At 39.9% G+C, this 25,561-nt stretch carries 28 protein-coding genes; 12 read left to right on the forward strand and 16 right to left on the reverse strand.

The window, feature by feature from the left end:
• Positions 1 to 393: 393 nt before the first annotated feature.
• On the reverse strand, positions 394 to 990 hold the full coding sequence (locus GA0116959_RS08505) for a TetR/AcrR family transcriptional regulator (RefSeq protein WP_092720196.1): 597 nt from the start codon (positions 988 to 990) through the stop codon (positions 394 to 396).
• Between the two features lie 95 nt (positions 991 to 1,085).
• On the opposite strand from GA0116959_RS08505, the gene GA0116959_RS08510 reads away from it, so the two are divergent.
• A complete protein-coding gene (locus tag GA0116959_RS08510) occupies positions 1,086 to 2,294 on the forward strand; it encodes an oxygenase MpaB family protein (RefSeq protein ID WP_171256898.1) in 1,209 nt (402 codons plus the stop codon).
• Positions 2,295 to 2,343: 49 nt separating this feature from the next.
• Here the strand turns inward: GA0116959_RS08510 and GA0116959_RS08515 are convergent, their stop codons facing one another.
• The 3 genes from GA0116959_RS08515 to def all read right to left on the reverse strand — a co-directional run bounded on the left by GA0116959_RS08515 (position 2,344) and on the right by def (position 5,542).
• A complete protein-coding gene (locus tag GA0116959_RS08515) occupies positions 2,344 to 4,407 on the reverse strand; it encodes a TonB-dependent copper receptor (protein ID WP_092720463.1) in 2,064 nt (687 codons plus the stop codon).
• A gap of 89 nt (positions 4,408 to 4,496) precedes the next feature.
• Positions 4,497 to 4,922, reverse strand: a complete 426-nt coding sequence (locus GA0116959_RS08520) for a DUF2946 family protein (RefSeq protein WP_092720199.1) — start codon at positions 4,920 to 4,922, stop codon at positions 4,497 to 4,499.
• 89 nt (positions 4,923 to 5,011) lie between these two features.
• Entirely contained in the window at positions 5,012 to 5,542 is a 531-nt protein-coding gene (def, locus tag GA0116959_RS08525) for a peptide deformylase (protein ID WP_053579005.1), read from the reverse strand.
• Between the two features lie 119 nt (positions 5,543 to 5,661).
• On the opposite strand from def, the gene GA0116959_RS08530 reads away from it, so the two are divergent.
• From GA0116959_RS08530 to tsaC, 3 genes are read left to right on the forward strand one after another with little or no spacing between them, the layout of a single operon-like run.
• Entirely contained in the window at positions 5,662 to 6,816 is a 1,155-nt protein-coding gene (locus tag GA0116959_RS08530; protein WP_092720201.1) for a LysM peptidoglycan-binding domain-containing protein, read from the forward strand.
• Between the two features lie 20 nt (positions 6,817 to 6,836).
• A complete protein-coding gene (gene dprA / locus GA0116959_RS08535; protein ID WP_092720202.1) occupies positions 6,837 to 8,048 on the forward strand; it encodes a DNA-processing protein DprA in 1,212 nt (403 codons plus the stop codon).
• A 42-nt stretch (positions 8,049 to 8,090) separates the two neighbouring features.
• The gene (gene tsaC, locus GA0116959_RS08540; protein ID WP_092720204.1) at positions 8,091 to 8,660 is read left to right on the forward strand and encodes an L-threonylcarbamoyladenylate synthase type 1 TsaC; all 570 of its coding nucleotides are present in this window, start codon (positions 8,091 to 8,093) and stop codon (positions 8,658 to 8,660) included.
• Between the two features lie 372 nt (positions 8,661 to 9,032).
• Here tsaC and GA0116959_RS08545 read toward each other — a convergent pair whose 3' ends face one another.
• Positions 9,033 to 9,941 carry a DMT family transporter gene (locus GA0116959_RS08545; protein WP_092720206.1) on the reverse strand — a complete coding sequence of 303 codons (909 nt, stop codon included), beginning with the start codon at positions 9,939 to 9,941 and terminating at the stop codon, positions 9,033 to 9,035.
• A gap of 149 nt (positions 9,942 to 10,090) precedes the next feature.
• Here GA0116959_RS08545 and GA0116959_RS08550 point away from each other — a divergent pair, with 149 nt between their 5' ends.
• From GA0116959_RS08550 to GA0116959_RS08565, 4 genes are all read left to right on the forward strand, one after another.
• Entirely contained in the window at positions 10,091 to 10,864 is a 774-nt protein-coding gene (locus GA0116959_RS08550; RefSeq protein ID WP_425304206.1) for an AraC family transcriptional regulator, read from the forward strand.
• A gap of 171 nt (positions 10,865 to 11,035) precedes the next feature.
• Complete coding sequence (locus GA0116959_RS08555) at positions 11,036 to 11,569, forward strand: hypothetical protein (protein ID WP_092720210.1); 534 nt, start codon at positions 11,036 to 11,038, stop codon at positions 11,567 to 11,569.
• Positions 11,570 to 11,725: 156 nt separating this feature from the next.
• The gene (locus GA0116959_RS08560; RefSeq protein WP_092720212.1) at positions 11,726 to 12,271 is read left to right on the forward strand and encodes a glutathione peroxidase; all 546 of its coding nucleotides are present in this window, start codon (positions 11,726 to 11,728) and stop codon (positions 12,269 to 12,271) included.
• 348 nt (positions 12,272 to 12,619) lie between these two features.
• The gene (locus tag GA0116959_RS08565) at positions 12,620 to 13,198 is read left to right on the forward strand and encodes a hypothetical protein (RefSeq protein ID WP_092720213.1); all 579 of its coding nucleotides are present in this window, start codon (positions 12,620 to 12,622) and stop codon (positions 13,196 to 13,198) included.
• Positions 13,199 to 13,314: 116 nt separating this feature from the next.
• Here the strand turns inward: GA0116959_RS08565 and GA0116959_RS08570 are convergent, their stop codons facing one another.
• The 10 genes from GA0116959_RS08570 to GA0116959_RS08615 form a co-directional block, all read right to left on the reverse strand.
• On the reverse strand, positions 13,315 to 13,734 hold the full coding sequence (locus tag GA0116959_RS08570; RefSeq protein WP_005401890.1) for a F0F1 ATP synthase subunit epsilon: 420 nt from the start codon (positions 13,732 to 13,734) through the stop codon (positions 13,315 to 13,317).
• A 27-nt stretch (positions 13,735 to 13,761) separates the two neighbouring features.
• Positions 13,762 to 15,156, reverse strand: a complete 1,395-nt coding sequence (gene atpD / locus GA0116959_RS08575) for a F0F1 ATP synthase subunit beta (protein ID WP_053579014.1) — start codon at positions 15,154 to 15,156, stop codon at positions 13,762 to 13,764.
• A gap of 26 nt (positions 15,157 to 15,182) precedes the next feature.
• Entirely contained in the window at positions 15,183 to 16,052 is an 870-nt protein-coding gene (atpG, locus tag GA0116959_RS08580) for a F0F1 ATP synthase subunit gamma (protein ID WP_053579015.1), read from the reverse strand.
• An 88-nt stretch (positions 16,053 to 16,140) separates the two neighbouring features.
• Positions 16,141 to 17,685: a F0F1 ATP synthase subunit alpha gene (gene atpA, locus GA0116959_RS08585; protein WP_053579016.1), complete on the reverse strand. Its 1,545-nt coding sequence runs from the start codon at positions 17,683 to 17,685 to the stop codon at positions 16,141 to 16,143.
• Positions 17,686 to 17,733: 48 nt separating this feature from the next.
• The gene (locus GA0116959_RS08590) at positions 17,734 to 18,270 is read right to left on the reverse strand and encodes a F0F1 ATP synthase subunit delta (protein ID WP_053579017.1); all 537 of its coding nucleotides are present in this window, start codon (positions 18,268 to 18,270) and stop codon (positions 17,734 to 17,736) included.
• 11 nt (positions 18,271 to 18,281) lie between these two features.
• Positions 18,282 to 18,752, reverse strand: a complete 471-nt coding sequence (locus tag GA0116959_RS08595) for a F0F1 ATP synthase subunit B (RefSeq protein ID WP_053579018.1) — start codon at positions 18,750 to 18,752, stop codon at positions 18,282 to 18,284.
• A gap of 38 nt (positions 18,753 to 18,790) precedes the next feature.
• On the reverse strand, positions 18,791 to 19,036 hold the full coding sequence (atpE, locus tag GA0116959_RS08600) for a F0F1 ATP synthase subunit C (RefSeq protein WP_000424060.1): 246 nt from the start codon (positions 19,034 to 19,036) through the stop codon (positions 18,791 to 18,793).
• Between the two features lie 82 nt (positions 19,037 to 19,118).
• Positions 19,119 to 19,994: a F0F1 ATP synthase subunit A gene (gene atpB, locus GA0116959_RS08605; RefSeq protein WP_053579019.1), complete on the reverse strand. Its 876-nt coding sequence runs from the start codon at positions 19,992 to 19,994 to the stop codon at positions 19,119 to 19,121.
• Between the two features lie 103 nt (positions 19,995 to 20,097).
• On the reverse strand, positions 20,098 to 20,496 hold the full coding sequence (locus tag GA0116959_RS08610) for an ATP synthase subunit I (protein WP_092720215.1): 399 nt from the start codon (positions 20,494 to 20,496) through the stop codon (positions 20,098 to 20,100).
• 170 nt (positions 20,497 to 20,666) lie between these two features.
• Positions 20,667 to 21,506 carry a metal ABC transporter solute-binding protein, Zn/Mn family gene (locus GA0116959_RS08615; protein ID WP_092720217.1) on the reverse strand — a complete coding sequence of 280 codons (840 nt, stop codon included), beginning with the start codon at positions 21,504 to 21,506 and terminating at the stop codon, positions 20,667 to 20,669.
• A 142-nt stretch (positions 21,507 to 21,648) separates the two neighbouring features.
• Here GA0116959_RS08615 and GA0116959_RS08620 point away from each other — a divergent pair, with 142 nt between their 5' ends.
• Genes GA0116959_RS08620 through znuB form a run of 3 tightly spaced genes read left to right on the forward strand, consistent with a single transcriptional unit; the run spans position 21,649 to position 23,714 of the window.
• Entirely contained in the window at positions 21,649 to 22,143 is a 495-nt protein-coding gene (locus GA0116959_RS08620) for a transcriptional repressor (protein WP_092720219.1), read from the forward strand.
• Positions 22,119 to 22,910 carry a zinc ABC transporter ATP-binding protein ZnuC gene (gene znuC, locus GA0116959_RS08625; RefSeq protein ID WP_092720221.1) on the forward strand — a complete coding sequence of 264 codons (792 nt, stop codon included), beginning with the start codon at positions 22,119 to 22,121 and terminating at the stop codon, positions 22,908 to 22,910. The genes GA0116959_RS08620 and znuC overlap by 25 nt, the downstream gene beginning before the upstream one ends.
• Positions 22,911 to 22,913: 3 nt before the next feature.
• Positions 22,914 to 23,714, forward strand: coding sequence for a zinc ABC transporter permease subunit ZnuB (gene znuB / locus GA0116959_RS08630; protein WP_053579024.1), 801 nt, complete (start codon positions 22,914 to 22,916; stop codon positions 23,712 to 23,714).
• Between the two features lie 124 nt (positions 23,715 to 23,838).
• Here the strand turns inward: znuB and GA0116959_RS08635 are convergent, their stop codons facing one another.
• A complete protein-coding gene (locus GA0116959_RS08635; RefSeq protein ID WP_092720222.1) occupies positions 23,839 to 24,459 on the reverse strand; it encodes a LysE family transporter in 621 nt (206 codons plus the stop codon).
• Between the two features lie 155 nt (positions 24,460 to 24,614).
• Between GA0116959_RS08635 and GA0116959_RS08640 the strand changes: the two genes are divergently transcribed.
• Positions 24,615 to 25,535: a Dyp-type peroxidase gene (locus tag GA0116959_RS08640; protein ID WP_092720225.1), complete on the forward strand. Its 921-nt coding sequence runs from the start codon at positions 24,615 to 24,617 to the stop codon at positions 25,533 to 25,535.
• Positions 25,536 to 25,561: the final 26 nt, after the last annotated feature.

The following is a 25,561-nucleotide window of genomic DNA, read 5'->3' on the forward strand; positions in this document are numbered from 1 at the left end:
TCGAGTAATTTCTACCATCAATCAATGAAAATAATTTCGATCAATCAATCAGTAAAAATCCACACAAGTTGTTCTTCATAAGCTCTTAATGATCTTCTTGCTGATTCGTCACCAGCAAGCTAGGTCGGCTATATTACTCTTTATTCATAAAGAGTCAACTGGTTTTATTGATTATTTTTAAACTTCTTTAAGATCCCTAGATTTAACCCTTTAAGCTAAATCCTTGTTTCTCAACAAGTTTTAATCAACATCACCGCCGATGGATGTGCATTCTACAGCATTTTAATCACTACACAACCCCTTTTTTATATTTATTCATTTGAGTGTTTATTTTTCAAACTAATAAAATTCAAGTTATTGATTTTTAAAGTTAATTTATTTTAATTATATTTTTCACTCATTCTCATGGTCTAGGTAGGCCAAAATCATAGTACTTAATTCTCGCTTAAGCTCTTGTTCTGAAATAAGAAATTCATTGTTGCTAACATAGCGCATCATCGTAAACAACGTACTATTGATGATGACAAATGATTTGTTTTTAAGCATTTCAAAATCCCAATGTCGATAGAAACGATTAAATACATACAAACCAAGCTCAAAAAAATGTTTTTCCAAAATTTTAGCGGAATTTGAATTATTATAATTATGCCAATATTTAAGAATTTCAATAAAAAATCCCTTGTCTTCTCTCATCACATCAAATCCAAACTGAATACTCGATGGAATTATGTCGTGAATACTCTGTTTCTCCATCACCATGTGTTTTAAACGTAATCCCAAGCTTTCACTTTTTCGTAAAAGTAACTCTTCAACAATTTGTTCCTTATTTTCAAAATATTGATAAATAGACCCGACGCCAACCCCAGAGCATTCTGCAATTTTGGGTGTAGTCAAACCAGCCAGTCCATATTCTGCAATACATTGTTGAGTGGCTTGTAAAATATCATCCACAATCATTTTGGCACGTTGTTGTTTCGGTTGTTTTCTCATCGTTTTCCTGAATCTTTTTTAGTTTTATAAATACGAATTGAATACGAATAAATATTCATATTATGGTGGTATGAAATAATATACTTGGTATAAAAATAATGGAACTACTGAATCCCAGCCGTTTAGCTTCTTTTCAAAGCATGCAAAAAACCAACTGGCAAAGTCAAATTCTGAGTCATTTGATCAAACAACCGTTACAACCAACCTATAGTGAATATTTGTCACTAAATGATGCGCTGACCAAAGGTGATGATTTAATGGAACCTTTAATGCAATGGGTGATGCAAAATCCGAAATTACATCGAAGTTATTTTGAAACTGCGCTCTTTCATGGCTTAGATCAATTGCCTCATGCTATTCCCGAAATAGAAACTTTTTTTCAACAGGTCACCACGAAACCCAGCTGGTTAGATGAAAATAAATTACAACACGCTCTGACCTTTACCCACCGATTAGGGATTAACAATGGTTTTATTTTACGTGACTTATCCTTAATGGCGGGCTATTTGTATCCAGGTTTCAATCAACCTTTGGTACTAACAGGTGCTTTAAAGAAACAGGCAGGAACGCGTCTGGCTGAAACCACAAAGTGGTGGGTCGATATTACTGAACCCAATGGACTTGAACGTTTTAATTCAGGGTTTACCTCCACCATTTATGTCCGATTTATACATGCTTTAGTTCGATATTCACTCAAAAAAGGCAAGCAATGGGATGCTGAAACGTGGGGAATGCCGATTAGCCAATTTGATTTAGCCATGACTAATTTAGCCTTTAGCAGTGTAGTTCTACTTGGTATTCGAGCTTTAGGCATTTTTCCAAACAAAACTGAGATTGAAAATTTTCTACATTTTTGGCGCTATATTGGTTGGCTTATGGGTGTTGAAGAAAAATGGTTAATCAATCAAGAATCTGAAGGCTGGAAACTTTTATATTGGATGCAATTCGCTCATCCACAAACGGATGCAAGCAGTACAGCACTCGGCTCAAGTCTTTCAAAAGAGCCTTTCGAGCGTCAATATCGTTATTTTCGTCCTTTGCAGCAAAAACTTGCTTATCAGCAACATTTGCAAGTAACACAGTTCTTTATTGGCAAAAAAAGAATGTCCAACTTAGGGCTAAAACCTCGTTCCGCCGCATGGTTTGCCTATTATTTAATTGCAAGAAATTTAGCGCTTTATACAGGTGCTAAACATTTACCTACACTCGATGAGCGCTTAATTAAACAAGGTCGAAAAATTCAAAAGCTTGGCTTAGCTCTTTATCAGAGTAAAGCCAAACAATTGGCGAGTATGCATCAATAGCCATCTCGCTCTACAAAAAAGCAGAGTGCTTACTCTGCTTTTTTAATGCTTAAAACTTTAAACTGACGCGCGCCCAATAATTGCGGCCTGTGTTATTAAATTGTTCAGTAGCAACTAATCCTATACCTGCATCACCCATTTTATTTAAGTGTTCGCTATAGGTTTTATCCAATACGTTATCAATTCCCATCGACACATCAACACCTTTCAAGACATGGTAAGTTCCATTTAAAGATAATGTAGCAAAGCCACTACTCTCCTTCACGTCATAGCCTACGATATTGCCTTGATTCAAACTTACACGGTTCTGACCATTAACCACTCGCCACAGTGCACCTAATGTGTATTTATCTTGCACATAACGCAGATTAACACGTGCCTCTAAAGGTGAAATTTGTGGTAAAGGTTTGTCATCGCTGGTGTTTTTTCCCCATGCATACATCGCACTGATATCTGCCTGAATGGCATCTGTAAACTGATAACCTATGCCCGCTTCCGCACCAGCAATGGTGGCATCCACATTTTTTGCCCCTGCACTAAATGAAGAACCATGTTCATGTCCACCCATACCTGAACTTGGATGGTTATGATAGCTCATCAAAATATAGTCATTAATTAATCCTGCGTAAGCAGAAGTCCATGAATTAAAGGCACCATGTTGATGTTGATAACCCATGTCGAGCTGTAACGTTTTTTCAGTGTTTAAATCATTAAACGTTGGAACAGGGGTACCGGTATTCCCGTGCGCTGTACTAAACAATTCCCAATAATCAGGCACACGCTCCACATAACCAAGACCAATATAGCTTTTAGCCTGATGCTCGGGATGTTGATTTTCTAAACGAATAAATGCGCTAGGTAAAGTTTCAGAACGATCATCATTCAGTTTAAGCGCATCAATTTTGACTTGATCTACACGCCCCCCCGTCACCAACTTATTTTGATCGCTCAATGTATAACTGAGTTCCCCAAAAGCCCCATATGAATTAAATTTCATATCGGTGGTCATGGGCATATTCATGCTATGAGCAATCATATTTCCAGCACGACGATTTTGCTGTACATCAACACCGCTAATCAGATTAAATTTATCCCATGCTGATGTAACTGCAATACGACTATTTAAACTACGGCGTGTCACTTGCATGGAAGATTTATTCAAATACATTTTACCAGTTGCATGATCATGCTTCATTTCTGGCGTACGCAAGCTAAAGTTATCCATAATATGATCATTAAAGCTGTAATTAACTTGAGCTTCAATTTTTTGAATCACTTCACTAATATTTTTCTTTTCAACACGTAGACCCAAACTTTCACGTGCAAATTGCGAACCATCCATTGAACGCCCTGCATAAACCGCTTCACCATCGGCTTTACCACCTGTCAATTCTAGCCATGTATTTTGATCTGGCGTCCAACCCAAAGCGATATCTGCATTCCAACGTTCCCAATCTGAAGGTACTTTATTTCCATCGCCATCTTTATAACTATCCGATACAGAACGATTGGCATTTAAACGTATATATTTACTTTCATCTCCTACAGTTGCCTCGACGTTATGATCTAAACGACCAAATGATCCCATCAATACACTGGCTTGACCCAAATATGGTTTTTCTGTCGTAATTTCAGGTTTTTGTCGCTCAAAAATGACTGTAGCAGCTGAACCTGTATTGGCATACTGAACGGTTTGCGGGCCTTTAATCACCGTAATTTGATCATAACTTTCAGGTGAAATATAAGAAGTGGGTGCATCCATACGAGCCGGACAAGCCCCTAAATTTTCTGCACCGTCAGTCAATATTTTAATTCGGGAACCAAACATTCCACGGAAAGTGACATCACTATTGGTTCCACCACTCTGTATGGCATTAAATCCAACAATACTTTGTAAGTAATCTGCGCCATCTGTTGCAGGAATAGGTTGAATCGGCTGTTTAGGATCGGCATGTACAATTAAACCATTGGCATCGTTGCCTTGGTAAGCTGTTGCAACAATAGGCGCTAAAGTTTGAATGACACTTTGCTGTGCAGCAGAAGCTGAACCTGAATAACATGCAACACAAATCGCAGCCGCAAGTGGCTGTAAAAAGAATTTAGGCTGAGCCATTTTCATCTCTCTGAAATCATAAATAGGAGCTGTGACTAAAACAGCGCAAGCGCTGAAGTCATTAAAGACCTAACAAATTAGGTTTTGATTTATGCAAAGATCGGAGGGGCTCGCCCTTGTGGCAGTAAATATAGTCGTTGTAATACAAACCAAACATGACTAAAGGTTTTTTGGAATGCCAATAAACGAATTTGAATACGAACTAAAACTTCTTTTATATTCAGTTCAGGCGGTAAAACCAAATTGCCATAAACCGTACAGTACTGACATTGATGGTTGGCATCATGATGATGTCCTGCATCTTGGCTATGCAGTTGACTGTCCTGATCAACAGTATGATGAGAAGATTGATGATGGGACTGATGAGAAATCGTTGGTTGAAGCAATAATGCACGCGTGATGGTTTCACAGACCGGAGCAACTTGATATTGCTTCGGCAACAAAGGCTGTAAAAAAACAGCAATCTGTAAAAAAACTGCTAGACAAGAAAGTAGCAAACCACCACGTAACAACAAAACGCTAATCCTGCATTTTTTCGCGACCCAATTATAACAAAGCCCAATCAAATTGGGCTAAGTCATTCATCTCTTTTTAAAAACTTTCATTATCGTTTAACAGCCACTTTTTCTTTTTGGCGTTGACGCGATACTTTTTCCAATTTATCCCTTATCCGCTGACGTTTTAATGGTGATAAATAATCGACGAATAATTTGCCATTTAAGTGATCCATTTCATGTTGAATACACACAGCGAGAAGTTCGTCTGCTTCTATCTGAAATGATTGTCCTTCAAGGTTCAGCGCTTCAATTTTTACACGTGACGGACGCTCGACTTTGTCGTATATTTGAGGCACTGATAGACAGCCCTCTTCGTAAGGCATCGTTTCTGCAGTCAATGGGGTAATTTTGGGGTTAATAAAAACCATGGGTTGATCTTTATTTTCAGATAAATCCATGACAATCAGCTGAATATGTTGATCGACCTGTGTGGCAGCCAAACCGATACCTGGGGCTTCATACATCGTTTCAAACATATCTGCTGCAAGCTGACGAATTTCATCAGTGACTTCTTCGACTGGTTTAGCAATGGTACGAAGACGGGGATCCGGGAAACTTAAAATAGGTAATAAGGCCATACGGTGTCCTCACTTATGCCATTGATCAAAAAACAAAATGAAGCAATGCTTCATCAAAAAATTGTGTGTAATATCGTTATTATAACGCAACTACATACATAATTTTAGGAATTATGATAATGAAAAAGGTTTTGAAGGCCGTACCAACTTTTAGTGCCTTGGGGTTTAAAAAACAATTATTGGCACTTGCCGTGTGTGTAAGTGTTGGAGTGGGTATGGTGAGTATGGCTGAAGCAGCGCCTGCTCGAAATATTAATCCGCCCGCATTAAAAGCCGGAGCACCACAAGTTTATGTGGTAAAAAAAGGCGATACCTTATGGGATATTTCCAAACGTTTTTTGAAAAATCCTGTGCGTTGGCCTGAAATTTGGGCCAGCAATAAACATGTTAAAAATCCGCACTGGATTTTTCCTGGTGACCGTTTATTGATGTGTACCTATAACGGTCGTCCCATTATCGGTAAAGATGAAGGGGATGGCTGCGAAGGGATTATCCGTCGCTATACTGGCGGCACCAAGCTCCAACCACAGGTTCGGATTGAATCTTTAAACAATGCTATTCCTGTGATTCCACTAGAATATATTAAACATTGGTTAGAACGCAGCACCATTATTGCACCTGAATCAATTACCGATACGCCTTATATTTTAGGCACTGCTGATCAGCGCGTTTTAGCAGCCAAAGGTCAAACCGTTTATGCACGTGGCAATGGTTTAGAAGTAGGTCAACGCTATGCTGTATATCGTGAAGCTGAACCGTATATGTTTACCGATGCAAATGGCAAAAAATACAATGCAGGACTTGAGTTGATTCAAGTGGCAGCTGGAACCTCTATTCGCGGTGAAAATGACATTACTACGTTAGAACTTACAGATACCTACAATGGCGAGGTTCGTCGTGGTGACCGTGTCCTACCTGAATACGATCCAATGTTACCGACTCTATTTTATCCTACTCATGCCGAAGATGTTGTTGCAGGTGGAAAAATTGTGCGGGTGATGGGGTCTATTGGCACAGCAGCTAAACACAGTGTAGTCACTATTGACCGCGGTCGTTTGCAAGGGGTTCAGGTTGGACACGTATTTGCTGTCAATCAAACTGGTGAAACAGTGACTGATCCAAAAACCAAAGAAAGAATTCAATTACCAGGTCAACGTATTGGCAATATTATGGTGTTCAAAAGCTTTGACCACCTAAGTTATGCGTATGTATTGGATAGCGAATTACCGATTAAAGTCGGTGCAGCGATTCAACCGCCATTATTGGATGATTAATCAAGTTAAGGTCTTTTTTTATGTTGAACCCTTTATCCGAGACGCAAGTTGCCACAATTACGTTATGGTATTTGGTTCAGCATTCTCTTTCGAGTTTTTATAAATTAGAAAAATATTTTGGTACAGTGTCACAAGCAGTTGATCCAAAAAACTTTTCTCAATGGTCGACTCTTGCGCTGCATAAAAATCACTTACAGCGTCTCAGTGAATTTCAAACTGAAGCTGGCCAACAAAATTTTAAACACTTAATTCAAGATATTCAAAAGCATACTGATTTCATTTTAACCTTGGATCAGCCCGACTATCCGACCCAACTGTTGCCCTATACAAACAAACCACCGATTCTTTTTGGTCAAGGCAATGCACAAGCTTTACTACAGCCTCAAATCGCGATTGTCGGCAGTCGTAAACCCAGTACACATGGACGGCAAGTGGCTTATGATTTTGCTTACTACTTAAGTGATCAAGGTTTTTATGTGACGAGTGGTTTAGCCGAAGGTATTGATGAAGCCGCACATCAAGGGGCTTTACGGCATAATCGTACTATTGCTGTAATGGGCACAGGACTGGATCAAACCTACCCAAGTCTACATCAGCAGCTCAGACAGCACATTATTGCCCAATCAGGGACAATTATTACTGAATTTTTACCCGGTACACCTCCCTTACAACAACATTTTCCACGGCGCAACAGGATTGTCAGTGCTTTAAGTCTCGGAGTCATTGTTGCAGAAGCCGCACTCAAAAGTGGTTCACTCATCACAGCAAAATGGGCTGCTGAACAAGGTAAATTAATTTTTGCGATTCCGGGTCATATTTATAGCGAACACCACCAAGGCTGCCATCAACTGATTCGTGAAGGTGCTATTTTAGTTGACCATCCTGAACAGGTGGTTGAAGATCTGGCACTTCCAACCCAATGGCAATGTCAGCAAAGAAATGATCAAACACAAATTGTAAATCAGATTTCACCCAAAGAAAGTCAAGCCGTACAGCAACTCTCAGCGTTATCAAGCGCTGTCCAGCCCTCTCCACTAAACCAAATACACATTCCTCAAAATTTGCTCTCGCTCTATAACCAGCTCGACTGGATTGGACAATCGATTGATGATCTGATTATTAAACTAAATTTAGATATCAGTACGTTAACCAGTCAACTCATGGAGCTGGAATTACTCGGTTTGTGTATGCAACAAGGTGGTTTGTATCTACGTTGTCGTGCAAGCAAATAAGGTTCACAATATCGTTTTTAAAATTTGTACGGATAAAACCTGATGATTAGCACCTGTGTAACCGAAGCGGCTGAATGTTTAAAACAAGGACACGTTTTAGCATACCCCACTGAGGCGGTCTGGGGCTTAGGCTGTGATCCATTCAATGAAACTGCTTTCTCAGCAATTTTAGCGTTAAAACAACGTCCGATTGAAAAAGGTGTAATTTTACTGGCATCGCAACTCTCTCAAGTTGAACATTTATTAATCTCTCTACAACCAGAAATGCAACAAAAAGTGCTTGATTCATGGCTGTATCAAAAATCAAATGCTAGAGCAACGACTTGGTTATTGCCAGCTGGCGAAGATATTCCCGCTTGGATTAAAGGCAATCATAGTAAAGTTGCAGTTCGCGTCACCACACATCCGCTCTGTGTCGCGTTGTGTAATGCTTTTAACGGTTTTATTGTATCTACCAGCGCCAATCCAGCTGGTGCTCAGCCTGCTCATTCTCTTCAAGAGGCAAGCCAATATTTTTCTCAGCAGGTTGATTATTTAAATGGAGACTTGGGACTAAGCCAAGAACCTAGCCGTATTATTGATGCAGTTACTGGTGAGATAATCCGAGCCTAGTTTTAAACTCATTTTTATAAAAATGAAAGATAAAAAAAAGCTCAACCCTATGAAAAGGGTTGAGCATAAAAAAGGATGTGTAAACCACATCCAGAGGGTCTGAATTAGGTACTAAAAAGCTGAAAAACAACGACAACATTTAGTGTGCGCATATTATCTATCAATTTTTCTTACAACACAAATAGATTATTTATATCAAGATCAACTTAAAAATACTTAATCTAAACCACTTAATTCGAGTGTTTAAATTATCTTGTTCTTTTAGGAAGACATTTGATAAAAACTGAGATTTTTTTCAAATGTCTAGCTTTTAGAGTATGGCATTGAAAATTAAATATAATTAAAAAAATTCATTTCGAGTTTTAACTCTCTTTAACTTGAAGCCTTAATGTGGGTTTGAGGTTTTTTCTGTGCCAGTAAAATTCCTAATAAAATAATGGCTCCTCCGATACTGTGATAGACAGTCCAAGCTTCATTTAGCCATATATAAGCAATAATTGCGGTAAAAACAGGCATCAAATTCATAAAAATACTGGTTCGATTCGGCCCAATCATTTGTACCGCCAACATCCAAACCAAAGGTGCAATTAAAGATGGAAATATACCCGCATATAAAACACTGCTGATATTTTGTGGGTTAATTGCTTCTAGGCCCAACCATAGTACAAATGGAAGGTGATAAAGCAAAGCAAAAATAATTTGGATATATAAGCTGATCATCAATGGAATGTTGAGTTGCCATTTTTTCAAAAAAACCCCGTAAAAGGCATAAAAAAATACCGCCAAGACCATCATGACATCACCCAGATGTCCACCAGATTGAATCAAGCCTGCCAAATTTCCTTGCGCCATGACATAGAGTAAGCCCAAAAAAGATAAAATACTGCCGACTATTGCAAAACGATTTGGAATTTCTTTGAGCAAAAACATTGAAACAAAGATGGTAAAAATCGGAATAAAGGCATTAATGATCCCCATATTGGTGGCAGAAGTATAATGCGCGGCGGTATAACCCAAGCCTTGATAAAGCACCATGCCAAAAGCCGCAAGGACTGCCAACTTTTTCCAGTATTGTTGAATTAGCACCCGTTCTCGCCATACTCGTGTCGCCATAAAAGGGGTTAAAACCAAAAATGCGACTAACCAACGATAAAAACTAATACTGACAGGAGAAATATAATCCACGACATAGCGAGTAACGGCAATATTCATCGACCAAATTAAAACTGCGAGCAACGGTAAGGCCAACGCCCACCAGACTGTTTTACTTTGCGTTACCATCTTTTATCCTGTCTTTGAATATTTCATATTCATTTTGACCAAAGTCTGAAATAATTAAAATATCGAATTTCGGACATTTGTATTGCCCTTTGGACATCATCGATGATTTCAGGTTTATTTCAAATGCTGCATCATGAGTTTATAAAGAGATGAAAATGAATGATCCAGATCTCTCCCATTTAGAACAGATTCAATATCGATTAGAAGTGAATGATTTTTTTTATCAAAAAGATGAGGTTGTGGCACCTCATAGTTCACTTTGGGGTGACTTCAATTTTAGCTTAAATGGTATTTTAGAGTATAAAATTGAGGAGAAAATCTATTTATCTCCGCCCAATTATGGTTTATGGCTCCCTCCTCAAACAGCTCATACCTCTATCGCGTTAGATGAAAAAGAGACACATTATGTCTGTATTCGAGTACACCCATCTTTATGCCAACATTTTGCTGCTTGTACTAAAATTTTAAGTATTGGTCCTTTTCTGCGCAATTTAGTCCATGAGATTCTAGCGCACCAGAACAAATACAGTTTGGAATATCAACATTTATTGCAGGTACTTTTGGATCAATTGAAAATTGCCCCTGCGTATGACAATTATTTACCCCAAACCAATCACGTATTACTTAAACCCTTATTGCAACACCTGTCTAATCCTGAATTATTCCACCAAAATTTGCAGCAACTTTTGCATCCTATCCCCTTTAGTGAACGTCACTTACTGCGCTTAAGCCAACAAGAATTACAACTCAGTTTATTAGAATGGCGTAATCGTGCCAAAATTATCTATGCCATTACTCAACTTCGACAAGGCAAAACCATCAAAAAACTGGCTTATGAACTGGGCTATCAACATAGTTCAAGTTTCATCGAATTTTTTAAGCGCTATACGGATCAAACCCCTGCCAAATTTCGGGATATTTAAATTTTTATTACGCTTCTTTGCAAAATGCAGCAGCTTGACAACAAAAACGCTGTATCCAAGGCCAAGATAAATATGCAATTTTAATAACAGCATTTCATTTAGCTTGCGTATTATTTTTAATTTTAAATAAATTTGGGTTTAGTGCTCATACTGAATCGAAGAGGATGAATTATGAAAAAACGATTACTTGCATCACTTTGTGTTGCTGCTGCAGCACTCACTGCGTGTAACCAAAAGCCAAATGAAGCAACCCCTTCGTCAGAAAAAACTGTCGCAACTGCTCAAACTGCAGCTCCAAGCATGAGTACCAACAACAATACTGATATTAAAAATGATTTGAATCAGGTTCAAACTTTGTCAAATAGTCGTGCTCAAGAAGCCATCGACTTTCAAAATAAGGCCACTCAGGCTGCACAAAAGGGAGATAAAGCAACCTTAAACTCCATCGTGACCGAAATGAAAACCTATATTGATAAATTGAATACAGACCTTGATGCCTTAGCACTGAAAAGTACTGAAGTTGCAGCTATACGTGACAAAATGAAAGAGTCGAATAACCTAGGAATTGAATTGTCTGAAGCAAGCATTGTAGATAATCCAGATATGAAAAAAATTACAGAATTACAAAACCGAGCAACGGCATTACAAAAGGAACTAGTTGCTGAAATGCAAACTTTACAAACCAAAGCTAATGCAGCAGCATAATCTATAATATATATTTAAAAACAGGTCATTAGACCTGTTTTTTAAATCTTGTGTTTATCCTAAAATTTAATCCTATTTCAAAATAAATACTTGTCGTCTTGATGAATAAACGTTACAACAAAGTAGTAATCATCTTCAATATTTAAGGACAATTTCATGGGCCATTCCGTATATGACATTCCTGTCAAAACCATCCAAGGCAATGACACCACCTTGAACTCGTATCAAGGCAAAGTTTTACTGATTGTCAATACCGCTTCAAAATGTGGCCTAACGCCTCAGTACGAAGGTTTAGAGAAACTATATACTGAAAAAAAAGAGCAAGGTCTTGAAATTCTAGGCTTTCCTGCGAACAATTTCCTAGCGCAGGAACCTGGTTCCGATGATGAAATTCAAGCATTTTGCTCGCTTAATTACCAAATCAATTTTCCGCTATTTTCTAAAATTTCCGTTGCGGGTGAAGACAAACATCCACTGTATCAAGCTTTAACCCAAGCCATTCCAGTTCGTACTGGCGAAGGTCCATGGTGGAAAGATTTAGTCGATTATGGCTTAACCCCTAACGAGCCACCCGAAGTATTGTGGAATTTCGAAAAATTTTTAGTCAATAAAAATGGCGAAGTAGTTGCTCGTTTTGCTCCAGATATTCAGGCAGATGATTCACGTATTGTTGATGCAATTAATGCTGAACTTGCAAAGTAATTTATAATCACCATTAAGCACTGATCGACGGGATCGGTGCTTATCTGTCTTAGATTAAAAAAATTTAAGTCTATTCAAAAAATATTCATCAAAACATAATAATAAATTCAACAACCCAGAAATACGTGTCAGAAAAATGAAAGCAATATTTTACTAAGAATAATGAAATAGGCCAGCTTGCACCACGACATGATTAAAATGGCTTTAAATCAAAAATATTTTGCTAGAAAGCAACTTGAATATCATTTTTGATTTAATATAAATTTGTTATTCATTTGCAACAATCAGTTATTTATACATATTTCAGATTTATATTGGACTTTATTTAGTAAATATATGAATGAATGTATGAAAAAACTCATCCAAAATACAGTTACTCCTTTTGTTATTTTCACAGCTGGAGTCTTATTGATGGGTTGCGAACAAGCCACTGAGCCACAATCTGAGGATATTCAAACAACAGAATCTTCGGATATTTCAGGCAATCATACAGGTGAAGCGACCGAGTTAAAAAATGGCAATATGTTTTATATTGTCCGCGATGTTGCAGATATGCAATTAAAAGCGGGAGATTATGTTGAACAGCTTAAGCAAACACAAACTGATTTACAAACAGCGATTAGTGCTCAAGATCATCAACAATTGCAAGCAACTGCAAGTACTTTACAACAACAACTGACTGGATTTAATCAGGCTTTAACAAGTTTAAATTTAAAGAGTCAGGAAATTGATTCGATTCGTCAAAATATTTTGCAAGCCAACCAACAAGTATTGGCAACACCATTTCTCAATGGCCAAGTTGATTTAAGTCAGGTCGATTTTAAAAAAATTCAACAACAAATGGGCAGTATTCAGCTTGAGATGATTAAGTTAGCTGGCATGCTTATTCCAACAGGTGAAAATTCTACTGAACAGGAAGCTTCCTAAGCTGAAGCAACACTTTCCTATAGAGTTATAGATTAAAAATAGTGATGGATTAAATTTTTGATATTTCCAATTAAAAAAGCCACCTTTCGGTGGCTTTTTTAATCTCGAACCGTCTCTTATTGAGCGCGGTTTTTGATTTTTCGGATCGTTTCTAACTGAGCAACAGTTTCTGCCAACACAGCAAGTGCTGCAGCTGTGTCCAAATCGCTTTTTTGGTTTGCAAGCAAAGCTTCAGCATTTTTACGTGCCTCAAGAATTGCAGCTTCATCCAAGTTTTCAGCACGAACTGCAGTATCTGCAAGAATCGTGATGACATGCGGTTGAACTTCTAGAACACCACCAGATACATAGATCAACTCTTCTGTACCATTTTCCAACAGAACGCGAATTGCACCCGGTTGAAGCAAAGTTACAAGTGGCGCATGACCAGGCATAATACCTAGCTCACCGCCTGCACCTTTTGCAATTAGCATCGTTACAGTGCCTGAGTACAAAGACTCGTTCACACTTACAACATCACACTGCATAGTCGCCATGAGAATCTCCTAAATTAGAGTCGCTAATTAAAGTTTCTCGGCTTTAGCAATCACTTCGTCAATACCACCCACCATGTAGAACGCTTGTTCTGGGATGTGATCGTATTCACCAGCTAAAAGACCTTTAAAGCCACGAATTGTTTCTTTAAGCGGTACAAGTTTACCAGGAGCACCAGTAAACACTTCAGCTACGTGGAACGGTTGAGAGAAGAAACGTTGGATTTTACGCGCACGGTAAACAACCAATTTATCTTCTTCAGCCAATTCGTCCATACCCAAAATTGCGATGATGTCTTTAAGCTCTTTATAACGTTGCAAGATGTTCTGTACAGAACGTGCAATTTCATAATGCTCAGCACCAACAACTAAAGGATCTAGCTGACGTGACGTTGAATCTAGTGGATCGATCGCTGGGTAAATACCAGAAGACGCGATGTCACGGCTCAATACAACAGTTGCATCTAAGTGAGCAAACGTTGTCGCAGGCGATGGATCTGTTAAGTCATCGGCAGGTACATAAACCGCTTGGATCGACGTGATCGAACCAGACTTAGTTGATGTAATACGCTCTTGAAGAAGACCCATTTCCTCTGCAAGTGTAGGTTGATAACCTACTGCAGATGGCATACGACCTAGAAGAGCAGACACTTCGGTACCAGCCAATGTGTAACGGTAAATGTTGTCAACGAACAACAATACGTCACGGCCTTTACCGTTTTCGTCTTTCTCATCACGGAAATATTCAGCCATGGTCAAACCAGTTAACGCTACGCGTAAACGGTTACCCGGTGGCTCATTCATCTGACCGTAGACCATGGCTACTTTGTCTAGAACGTTAGAATCTTTCATTTCGTGATAGAAGTCATTACCTTCACGAGTACGTTCACCAACACCAGCAAACACAGATAAACCTGAGTGAGCTTTCGCGATGTTGTTGATCAATTCCATCATGTTTACAGTTTTACCAACACCGGCACCACCGAACAAACCAACTTTACCACCTTTAGCAAACGGGCAAAGTAAATCGATTACTTTAATACCAGTTTCTAAAAGGTCAGTAGAAGCGGCTTGTTCTGCATATGAAGGTGGTTGACGGTGAATCGGCAAACGCACTTCAGTTGCAACTGGACCAGCTTCATCAATTGGACGTCCTAAAACATCCATGATACGACCTAAAGTCGCTGTACCTACAGGTACAGAAATTGGCGCTTCAGTATTGGTCACGGTTAAACCGCGTTTAAGACCTTCAGTAGATCCCATTGCGATGGTACGAACTACGCCATCACCAAGCTGTTGCTGAACTTCTAAAGTAGTTTCAGTACCAACAACTTGTAGAGCGTCATAGATCTTAGGAACGCTATTGCGTTCAAACTCGACGTCGATAACCGCGCCGATGATCTGAATGATACGACCGCTATTCATGGCTGTCTCCTCAATTCAAAATAATGTTAAACGGCAGCGGCACCACCAACGATCTCAGAAATTTCCTGAGTAATCGCGGCTTGACGCAGCTTGTTATAAATAAGTTGTAGGCTCTTGATGATGTCACCTGCATTATCTGTCGCTGCTTTCATAGCGACCATACGTGCAGATTGCTCACATGCGATATTTTCAATCACACCTTGATACACCACAGACTCGATATAGCGAACCAACAAGCCATTTAGAAGCTCTTCAGCTTCAGGCTCATATAAGTAATCCCAACCGTAAGAACGATTCAAATTATCGCCTTCTTTAGCCGCAGCCAAAGGAACGAGTTGCTCAATCTTTTGATTTTGAGTCATGGCATTCACAAAGCCATTCGACACAAGATAAATACGATCTAACTCGCCTTTATCATAAGCATCCAACATCACCTGTACAGAGCCAGATAACTGTTCAAGACTTGGTGTATCACCGACATTCGTCGTTGCACCTAGTACTTTACCGCCGTAGTTTTTAAAAAACGAAACCGCTTTTTGACCAATTAAAGCAAATTGAACTTCAATTGACTGCTCTTGTTGCTGTTGTACGTGCTTAACAACTTTCTTGAACAAGTTAATGTTCAAGCCGCCTGCCAAACCACGATCTGAAGAAACAATAATATAGCCAACGCGTTTTACAGGGCGTTCGACCATATAACGGTGTTTATATTCAGGATTCGCTTGTACCAAGTGAGCAATTACACGGTGCATATTTTCGGCATACGGACGGCCTTGAGCCATGCGCTCTTGCGCACGACGCATCTTAGAAGCTGCTACCATTTGCATCGCGCGAGTGATCTTTTGCGTGCTCTTGATACTAGCTACTTTGGCGCGAATTTCTTTTAAATTTGCCATACGCTTAACCTAGTATTCGAAGGCTTTTTCAAGCCTCCGAAGGTTGATCCGTGAACCAAACTTAACTAGCTTTTAGCAACTGCTAAAATTAGTAAGTTTGAGTCGCTTTAAAGCTTTCAATACCTGCTTTAATTGCAGCTTCGATGTCTTTGTTATAATCACCAGATTCATCGATTTTTTGCATCAACGCAGCATTTTCTGAACGGAAGTAAGAAATAAGTGCAGCATCAAAATCTACAATTTTCTTCACTTCAACGTCAGTCATATAACCTTCGTTAGATGCATAAATTGAAACAGCTTGGTCAGCAATTGAATATGGAGCATATTGTTTTTGCTTCATTAATTCAGTTACACGTTGACCATGTTCAAGTTGCTTACGCGTTGCTTCATCAAGATCAGAAGCGAACTGAGCAAATGCTGCCAATTCACGGTATTGCGCCAAAGCAGTACGGATACCACCAGACAATTTTTTGATGATCTTGGTTTGCGCAGAACCACCAACACGAGATACAGAGATACCCGCGTTCACAGCAGGACGAATACCTGCGTTGAATAATGATGTTTCTAAGAAGATCTGACCATCAGTAATCGAAATTACGTTGGTTGGTACGAATGCAGATACGTCACCGGCTTGAGTTTCAATAATCGGTAATGCAGTTAATGAACCAGTTTGGCCTTTAACTTCACCGTTAGTGAATTTCTCAACGTAGTCAGCAGATACGCGCGAAGCACGTTCAAGAAGACGCGAGTGAAGATAGAATACGTCACCAGGATATGCTTCACGACCTGGTGGACGGCGTAAAAGCAATGAAATCTGACGGTAAGCAACCGCTTGTTTAGACAAGTCATCATAAATGATAAGTGCGTCTTCACCACGATCACGGAAGTATTCACCCATTGTACAGCCAGAATACGGAGCTAAATACAGCATTGCTGCTGGATCAGATGCACCTGCTGCGACAACAGTCGTATACGCCATAGCGCCAGTTTCTTCTAACTTGCGTACCACGTTAGCGATAGTCGATTGTTTTTGACCAATCGCTACGTATACACACTTAATGCCAGAATGTTTCTGAGCGATGATCGCATCGATCGCCATAGCTGTTTTACCAGTTTGACGGTCACCAATGATCAACTCACGTTGACCACGGCCCACAGGGATCATAGTATCTACTGATTTATAACCAGTTTGTACAGGTTGATCCACTGATTGACGCCAAATTACACCTGGTGCTACTTTTTCAACAGCATCAGTTAATTTAGCATCGATCGGGCCTTTACCATCAATTGGGTTACCCAAAGCATCTACTACACGGCCAAGAAGTTCAGGACCAACCGGAACTTCTAATACACGACCTGTGCAACGCGCTTTTTGACCTTCTTGAAGGCTTAAGTAGTTACCTAAAACAACGACGCCCACTGAATCCTGTTCTAGGTTCAGTGCCATACCAAATAAGCCGCCGTCGAATTCGATCATTTCACCGTACATTGCATCAGCAAGGCCGTGAATACGCACAATACCGTCGGAAACCATAACAATGGTTCCTTCGTTCTTAGCGGTCGCGCTGGTGTCCAGATCGCCGATACGCTGTTTAATGAGCGCACTGATCTCGGATGGATTCAGTTGTTGCATTGCGCTATACCTCAATCTTTTATAAGTTCAGTCTTCTTCTATGCATAATTATGCAAGAAGACGAGTCCGCATTTTTTCAAGCTTGTTAAGCGCAGAGTCATCTATCACTTGGTCGCCTGCACGAATAACAACACCCGCAATTAAAGCTGGGTTAACTTCAACAGTGACATTTACCGTAGCATTAAATTTTTTCTCTAATGCATGTGCCAGTAATTGTTCCTGTACAGAAGTCATTGGGAATGCTGATTCAATCACAACATCCACAGTATTGTTATTCTGTGATTTGAGTAGCTCGTATTCTGCTTCAATTTCAGGTAACAATGCTAAACGCGCATTGTCTGCAAGAAGAGTCAAAAAGTTCGACACTTCCTGTGTTTGATTTTCACCTAAAACTTTTGCGAAAACACTGACCTGCTCAGCAGGAGTAAGCTCAGGGCGATTCAAATAAGCGGAAAATGCTTCATCTTGCACCGCAGCACTGAGCATTTGTAACGCATTCGACCAATTGTCAGTTGCACCTTGCTCAGAAGCGAAAGCAAATGCTGCTTTGGCGTACGGGCGTGCCAACGTCAAGAGTTCAGCCATAATCGCCTCGCTTAAAGTTTAGCAGCCAGCTGAGTAAGCATGGCATTGTGAGCTTCCGCATCAACTTGTTGGCTAAGAATTTTCTCAGCACCAGTTACTGCAAGAGCAGCCACTTGTTGACGCAATTCTTCACGAGCAGCATTGATTTCAGTATCAACAGTTTCTTTCGCCTGTTGACGGATACGCTCACCTTCAGCAGATGCTTGGGTACGCGCTTCTTCGATCAATTGTGCACCGCGACGGTTCGCTTGTTCGATCAATTGAGCCGCTTGTGCTTTTGCTGCATCTAACTCTTGCTTTACTTGTGCTTGCGCATCAGCAAGGTCATCTTTGGCTTTTTCAGCAGCATTTAAGCCATCAGCGATACGACGCTGACGCTCACTAATCGCATTGATTAGTGGTGGCCATACAAATTTCATGCAGAATGCGACAAACATCGCAAATGCAATCGCTTGGCCAATCAATGTGAGGTTGATATTCATTGCTATTCCTCAATAGTTTAATTTAGGAATTAAGCCGATTAACCTACAAATGGATTAGCGAAGATGAAGAACAAGCCAATACCAACACCGATCATAGGCACAGCATCAAGAAGACCCGCGATTAAGAACATACGAGTTTGAAGTTGTGGAGCCAATTCTGGTTGACGTGCAACAGCTTCAAGGAAACGGCCGCCTAACAGACCAAAACCAATCGCAGTACCTAAAGCACCAAAAGCGATCAAGATAGCAGATGCAATTGCAACTAGACCTAAAGTGAGTTCCATGAAAAATTCCTCAGAGGTTAGGTTTTACCCAATTAAATTAAAAATTGTACCTAACCATCTTATGATAGTTAGGCAATTACCATTAATGCTTTTCGCTTGCCATGCTCAAATATACGATAGTCAGCATCATGAAAATAAATGCTTGTAGCGTAATAATTAAGATATGGAAAATAGCCCATGGCACAGACAATGCCCATTGGATCCAGAACGGTAGTAACGCGATCAGGATGAAGATTAACTCACCCGCATACATGTTACCGAACAGTCGCAGAGCCAATGAAATTGGACGTGCAAGGAAAGTTACCAATTCCAAAAGCAAGTTAAATGGAATTAAAAGCGCTTTAGCGATTGGATTCTTTGGATTGAACGGATTCAGCGCCAACTCACCAACAAAACCACTGACACCTTTTTCACGAATACTGTAGAAAATGATGAGAGCAAATACAGATAAAGACATCCCTAAAGTGATGTTTGGATCTGTTGTTGGTACGATTTTGAAATACACGCTGTGTGGATCCATTCCAAATACATTGCTACCAATAATCGTAGCTAAATGAGGAATGAAATCTACAGGCACTAAGTCCATCGCATTCATGAGGAAAATCCACACGAAAATGGTCAGTGCAAGCGGTGCAATCAAACGTGACTTTCCGTGGAAAGTATCACGAACACTTGAGTCAACAAACTCAATGATCATTTCAATTGCTGACTGGAACTTGGTAGGAACACCAGAGTTTGCAGCTTTCGCTACACACCAGAACAACAAACAGAAAATCACACCTAGCGTGATTGACCAACCCATTGAATCCAAGTGAATAGCAGTGAACCCCATCTGTTGAGCTTCTTCAGCAGTCTCAGCCAACTTCCACGAGCCATCCGGCATCTTGCCATAGGTCATATTGGTCAAGTGATGCTTGATATACTCGGTCGAAGTAAGGGCATGTTCTTCAGCAGCCATAAATCACACCTGGTCAATGTCAAATACTAATGGAGTGAACGAACGTCGCGTGCTGCTTGACGTCTCGTCCATCTCCTAAAAACTTTTCAATTTTTTGTTGCGCCTATACTCGTTTTTGTTGCCGTGACACCCAAAAAGGAGCGACCCACGACATGGCTTGAACGAGAATAAAACCACAAAACAACGCTCCCGCTGACAACGGTTTTACATTGCTTAAAATTAAAATGAAACCAACAATCACGATTGCAAACTTACCCATCAGGCCTCTATACATGTTCGAAAGAACCTGTTTTGAAGCACGGGCACCTGCCGCTCGAAACGATTGCCAAGAAAAATAACAACTTGCAAGCCAGCAAACAAAAGCACCAAGTGCTGCGCTTAAAGCTGCTGTTGTATCTTTCAAAAGCCACGCTACCAAGGCTGAAACAGGGATCATACCTGCTTGTAAAATGACTAAAGCTTTCGCTAATCGTCGATCAATCATGCGACTAGTTCGGCTCATTATTTATTCACTCACAGCATTTATGCTTGACAAGTTTAGCTGATGATCGTTTTTAATCGATGGCATTATAGAGTTACACCCTTGAACATGCAATCTTTTCCCGATCTAAGTCTATTTTTTTCATTATATAAACAGATTTTAGGGTATGAGAGCATTGTTTATTTTTTGCATCATTTTTGTGCACTTAACACACACTTGTGTGTTTGTGCTGCCAATACTTTCCACGCCTGCACAAAATCCCCTGCCCCATTCATGCGTTCGTCTACAGCCTGAAATGTAATTGGATTAAGTTTTTGATACTGACTTTTACTGGCATGCCCTTCTGCCAATAAACACATATTTCGATTTGGTCGACTCTGATTGAGATACTTAATTTGCGCTATGGTCGGTGCGACATGCGGATCATCCGTTAATGCCCCTGCAAATTTCAAATTCAGTGCGCGCTCCAAATATTGATAAGCATCGTGATAGGACCAATAGCTTTTGGATTGTGTATGACTATTATACTGTTGCCCTGCCATAAGCATTTCTTGTGCAAAGCGTTTTGCATTCGCCCAATAGGCTTCTTTATGTTCGGGGACTTGTTGCGAGCGTAATGCTGCGATAAAAAAACCAATTCTTACGGCATTATTAGGGTCTAACCAGACATGCGTATCGACTGTATTGTTCAATGCCTTACCACGTGTGTTGCGTTGCGGCAGCATTTGTACAATATCCGATGCTAAAATCGAAATGGCTTTGGGGTTATTGGACAATAATTTATCTAACGGTGCTTCATGCGCTTTGCCCAACCAAATAATGATTGCCGCATCCTGAATAATTTTACGGTGCACTGGTGTTAAAGTCACATCATGTCCAGTTTGATCGGCCAACAATAAAACGGGCTCTTCTATCCCTTGTGTAATTTCTTGAGCAATTAGATAAATAGGGTGTGTAGATACCACTAGACTTTGTGACCAACTTAAAGGACTCAACAAAGCCAAAACCCACAAAGCAAAAAAACGGGACATGAACACGATCACCAAAACACTCAATAGATGTTATAATATAACAAATTTACAAAAATACCTATGTCTAATCAAAACAGGGGTCGCTTCATGTTAAGATTTAATGCTGTTCTGTTTTTATAAAATTCGTACTTGAGGTTAGGTTATGAGCGTATGTTCACACGAACATCACAATGCATTGCATGGTGTACATGACCATCATAATGTCGAAACACGTCTTGCTGAGGCAGAAAGTTTATGTGTAAGTACAGGCGCACGTTTAACGCCGTTACGCAAAGAAGTGCTGGGTTTGATTTTAAATGCAACAGGTCCAATGGGTGCTTACGACTTACTTGCCAAAATAAAAAGTGAATCTGACCGTCCTGCTGCTCCCCCTACTGTTTATAGAACGCTAGATTTTTTATTGGAAAAAGGCTTAATTCATCGTTTGACCTCGATTAATGCCTATATTCCCTGTTGCCATCCACGTGAAGGACATCAAGCTGCTTTTCTGATTTGTACTGAGTGTAAAAATGTCAAAGAGGCTTCGGCACAAGGTTTATTAACTCAATTAGATGCACTTTCTGCATCTGACCAATTTACAGCCCATCAAAGTATTATTGAAATTTCTGGAATATGTCAGCAGTGTCACAACAAATAAAAAACAACAAAACACTGATTTCACTAGATAGAATCAGTGTACGTCTGAATGAACGTGACATTTTAAAAAATATTGATTTCGCTTTATTTGAGCGAGAAATTGTCACATTAATTGGCCCCAATGGCGCTGGTAAATCCACTTTAATTAAAGTTCTTTTAGGTATTGTGAAAGCCAGTACAGGCCAAATCCATCAACAAAAAAAATTAAAATTCTCTTATGTTCCGCAGAAATTTAATCCATCGCACAGTTTGCCTTTGCGGGTTAAAGATTTATTGGCTTTGGAAAAATGTGATTTAGCGCGAAAAAAAGAAATTATCCAAGATACTGGTATTGTTAAGTTACAGGATACTGCTGTTCAACAATTGTCTGGTGGTGAAAGACAGCGAGTATTACTGGCGCGAGCTTTATTGCGTCAACCGGATATTTTGGTACTTGATGAACCGATGCAAGGTTTGGATATTCAATCTGAAGCAGAACTATATGAATATGTTAGAAGTTTACCACTTAAATATAACTGTGCAGTACTGATGGTATCGCATGATTTACAATGGGTAATGCAAGGCACACACCGTGTGGTCTGCCTAAATAAACATATCTGCTGTAGTGGTTCACCTGAAAATGTACAGCAACACCCCGAATATCAAGCGATTTTTGGCACCAACCGAGTATTTTATCAACATCATCATGATCATTGCGCACATGGAGATAGTGCTGTTCCCTGTCAGCATGATACTCGCCCACATATTCACCCCGAACCGGAAGCCTAAGCCATGATGGAATGGTTGCAATTGTTGTTACCTGCATGGACCATGGGCACACTCTTGGTTTTTCTAACGGCACCTTTGGGTTGTTTAATGCTGTGGCGACGCATGTCTTTTTTTGCAGATACCATGGCGCATGGAACTTTGCTTGGTGTTGCGATCGCAGGGGCATTGAGTCTTCCACTTTGGTTCGGTGTGTCATTATTGGCATTTTTATTGGTGGCTATTTTATGGATCTTACACGACCCACGCCTACCCAATGATGCCCTCCTCGCCCTCTGTTCTGCGACCTTGCTTTGTTCTGGTTTATTGTTTATTCAACATATCCCCAGTTTAAGACCAGAATTGCTGAGCTATCTCTTTGGCGATCTGCTGCAAATTTCATGGTCAGACTTGCCGATGTTTGCTTTGGTGATTGTTGTCGCTTTAATCGTTCTTTATAAAAACTGGCAAGCGCAAATTCAAATTGCGATTGATCCTGATATGGCCATCAGTGAAGGCGTAAATGCAAAATGGCAACGTCTGGTCTTTATGCTTTTGCTAGCATTATTTACCGTATTGGCTTTACGTGCAGTCGGATCTTTACTGATGGGTGCTTTATTGGTCATTCCTGCACTCACTGCGCGTTTACTGGCCCACTCCCCGCGGCAGATGGTGATTTGGGCTTTTGTTCTTGCACAAATCGCGATTACGGTTGGACTTTGGTCCAGTGCAGGTTTAGATATTTCTACGGGTTTGAGTATTGTGCTCACCATGGCTATTTTATTCGCACTCATTTTTACGCTGCAAAAAATGAAGAAGCACCGTTAGACTTCCCTTAACTGCTGTATTTTAAGGATCATATTTATTTTCGAGCTGGTTTGAAAATTGATTTTTCTGTCTAAATATTACGGCTGCTCTTGATTGAGTAAAATCAACCTTTTCTGAGGTTTCATTACTGAGACAGCAGACTTAACAGCAAGGCAGCACAACCGAATAACACCGCAAAAGTTCGATTGATATATTTTTGTTGTTTTGGAGACTTGAGTAATCGCAATACTTTAGCCGCCAGTCCGGTATAGCCTGCCATGACGATCAGATCAATTGTCACCATCGTTGTCGCCATCATTACATATTGCAGTCCCTGTGGCTTAGATAAATCTAAAAATTGGGGTAGAACTGCCAATAAAAATACAATCGCCTTCGGATTACTCATATTAATCAGAAAACCATACCCTACCAATTTTGCACGCGATTTGTATTGAATTTCTGGCTGTATTTCTATGGTGTGTACGGGCGCACGCCACTGCAAGTAGGCCAAATATAATAAGTATCCTACACCAAACCATTTCACCACAAGAAAAGCCCAAGGCGTCGTGGCAAATAAAACACCTACCCCTGCTGCTACAATGCCAATTTGTACCAACAAAGCCAGTTGCAAACCCACTGCATTCCAGTAACCATGTCGGAAGCCATAATTCAAGCCACTCGACATAGAAGCAATTGCTCCCGCTCCCGGTGAAATACTAATCACCCAACACGCTAACATGTAGGCAAGCCAAATTTGGTAAGACATGACAAAATCAGGAAATAAAAATAGACCTCATTATATGACTTTTCATGTTTTAAAAATTAAATCATCAAATAAAATTTGGACTATTCAGTTAAGCATCGATCAGGCACAATAAAGTCCATTATATATTTCATAAAATGATTTTAGGAGCCATGTATATGACCGCCCAATCTGTAATTTTACCGTTACCTTCAGATCATGCTCGGTTTATTGTTTTGCGCCTAAAAGACTTAAGCATTCAACAGTTAAAAGAAAAATTAGAAGATTTATTTAGTACACGTGACCGTTTAATCACTCAACATCCGAATGCACAAATTAAAACTGGCGTGGCTTTTGGTCCCGAATTATGGGCCAAGCTCTATGCTCAAACGCCTGAAGGATTTACCCAATTGGCCCCCATTCAAGGGGCATTTCAAATGCCGGTTGTTCCTGCTGATATTTTAATTCACGTCGCTTCGCAACGAACCGATATCTGTTTTGCACTCAGCCAATCTTTCTTTGAAGGCATTCAAGATAAAGTTGAAGTTTTAGATGAACGCGTTTGTTTCCGTTATTTTGATGGTCGTGACATTACAGGTTTTATTGATGGCACAGAAAATCCTCAATTTCCAGATGATCGTGCAGAAACAGCCTTGTTGGGCGAAGATGCAGGTATTTTTGCCGACGGCTCATTTATTTTTGCTCAGCGTTATTCACACAATCTGGAAAAATGGAAAAAATTAAAAGTAGATGCGCAAGAGCATGTCATGGGTCGTACTAAACTTGAAAGTATTGAATTGGATGACGATGTTAAGCCCGAAAATGCGCATGTTGCCCGTACTGTAATTGAGGATGAACAGGGTGAAGAGTTAGAAATTTTACGTCATTCTTTGCCTTATGGGGATGGTCAGGGTGATCAAGGTTTATTTTTTATTGCCTATACCAAAGATCTCACACGTATTGATCGCATGCTTCTACGTATGTTTGGTACAAGCGGCGATGGAATTCACGATCGGCTTTTACATTTTGTAACTGCTTTGGATGGTGCCTATTATTTCGCGCCGAGTGAAGAATTATTAGAAGAGCTTTTGGAAGGTTGATTAGAAAGGTAGCTGTTGGTACAGCT

The sequence above is a fragment of the Acinetobacter albensis genome (assembly GCF_900095025.1).
GTDB lineage: Bacteria > Pseudomonadota > Gammaproteobacteria > Pseudomonadales > Moraxellaceae > Acinetobacter > Acinetobacter albensis.

Coding starts and splice junctions, on each gene's coding strand:
- GA0116959_RS08505 (WP_092720196.1), bottom strand. CDS start 990: ATGAGAAAACAACCGAAACAACAACGTGCCAAAATGATTGTGGATGAT.
- atpD (WP_053579014.1), bottom strand. CDS start 15,156: ATGAATAGCGGTCGTATCATTCAGATCATCGGCGCGGTTATCGACGTC.
- tsaC (WP_092720204.1), top strand. CDS start 8,091: ATGATTAGCACCTGTGTAACCGAAGCGGCTGAATGTTTAAAACAAGGA.
- znuB (WP_053579024.1), top strand. CDS start 22,914: ATGATGGAATGGTTGCAATTGTTGTTACCTGCATGGACCATGGGCACA.
- GA0116959_RS08555 (WP_092720210.1), top strand. CDS start 11,036: ATGAAAAAACGATTACTTGCATCACTTTGTGTTGCTGCTGCAGCACTC.
- GA0116959_RS08545 (WP_092720206.1), bottom strand. CDS start 9,941: ATGGTAACGCAAAGTAAAACAGTCTGGTGGGCGTTGGCCTTACCGTTG.
- dprA (WP_092720202.1), top strand. CDS start 6,837: ATGTTGAACCCTTTATCCGAGACGCAAGTTGCCACAATTACGTTATGG.
- znuC (WP_092720221.1), top strand. CDS start 22,119: ATGTCAGCAGTGTCACAACAAATAAAAAACAACAAAACACTGATTTCA.
- GA0116959_RS08640 (WP_092720225.1), top strand. CDS start 24,615: ATGACCGCCCAATCTGTAATTTTACCGTTACCTTCAGATCATGCTCGG.
- def (WP_053579005.1), bottom strand. CDS start 5,542: ATGGCCTTATTACCTATTTTAAGTTTCCCGGATCCCCGTCTTCGTACC.
- atpB (WP_053579019.1), bottom strand. CDS start 19,994: ATGGCTGCTGAAGAACATGCCCTTACTTCGACCGAGTATATCAAGCAT.
- atpG (WP_053579015.1), bottom strand. CDS start 16,052: ATGGCAAATTTAAAAGAAATTCGCGCCAAAGTAGCTAGTATCAAGAGC.
- GA0116959_RS08620 (WP_092720219.1), top strand. CDS start 21,649: ATGAGCGTATGTTCACACGAACATCACAATGCATTGCATGGTGTACAT.
- GA0116959_RS08590 (WP_053579017.1), bottom strand. CDS start 18,270: ATGGCTGAACTCTTGACGTTGGCACGCCCGTACGCCAAAGCAGCATTT.
- atpA (WP_053579016.1), bottom strand. CDS start 17,685: ATGCAACAACTGAATCCATCCGAGATCAGTGCGCTCATTAAACAGCGT.
- GA0116959_RS08570 (WP_005401890.1), bottom strand. CDS start 13,734: ATGGCGACTATGCAGTGTGATGTTGTAAGTGTGAACGAGTCTTTGTAC.
- GA0116959_RS08615 (WP_092720217.1), bottom strand. CDS start 21,506: ATGTCCCGTTTTTTTGCTTTGTGGGTTTTGGCTTTGTTGAGTCCTTTA.
- atpE (WP_000424060.1), bottom strand. CDS start 19,036: ATGGAACTCACTTTAGGTCTAGTTGCAATTGCATCTGCTATCTTGATC.
- GA0116959_RS08515 (WP_092720463.1), bottom strand. CDS start 4,407: ATGGCTCAGCCTAAATTCTTTTTACAGCCACTTGCGGCTGCGATTTGT.
- GA0116959_RS08530 (WP_092720201.1), top strand. CDS start 5,662: ATGAAAAAGGTTTTGAAGGCCGTACCAACTTTTAGTGCCTTGGGGTTT.
- GA0116959_RS08635 (WP_092720222.1), bottom strand. CDS start 24,459: ATGTCTTACCAAATTTGGCTTGCCTACATGTTAGCGTGTTGGGTGATT.
- GA0116959_RS08560 (WP_092720212.1), top strand. CDS start 11,726: ATGGGCCATTCCGTATATGACATTCCTGTCAAAACCATCCAAGGCAAT.
- GA0116959_RS08595 (WP_053579018.1), bottom strand. CDS start 18,752: ATGAATATCAACCTCACATTGATTGGCCAAGCGATTGCATTTGCGATG.
- GA0116959_RS08550 (WP_425304206.1), top strand. CDS start 10,091: ATGAAAATGAATGATCCAGATCTCTCCCATTTAGAACAGATTCAATAT.
- GA0116959_RS08610 (WP_092720215.1), bottom strand. CDS start 20,496: ATGAGCCGAACTAGTCGCATGATTGATCGACGATTAGCGAAAGCTTTA.
- GA0116959_RS08565 (WP_092720213.1), top strand. CDS start 12,620: ATGAAAAAACTCATCCAAAATACAGTTACTCCTTTTGTTATTTTCACA.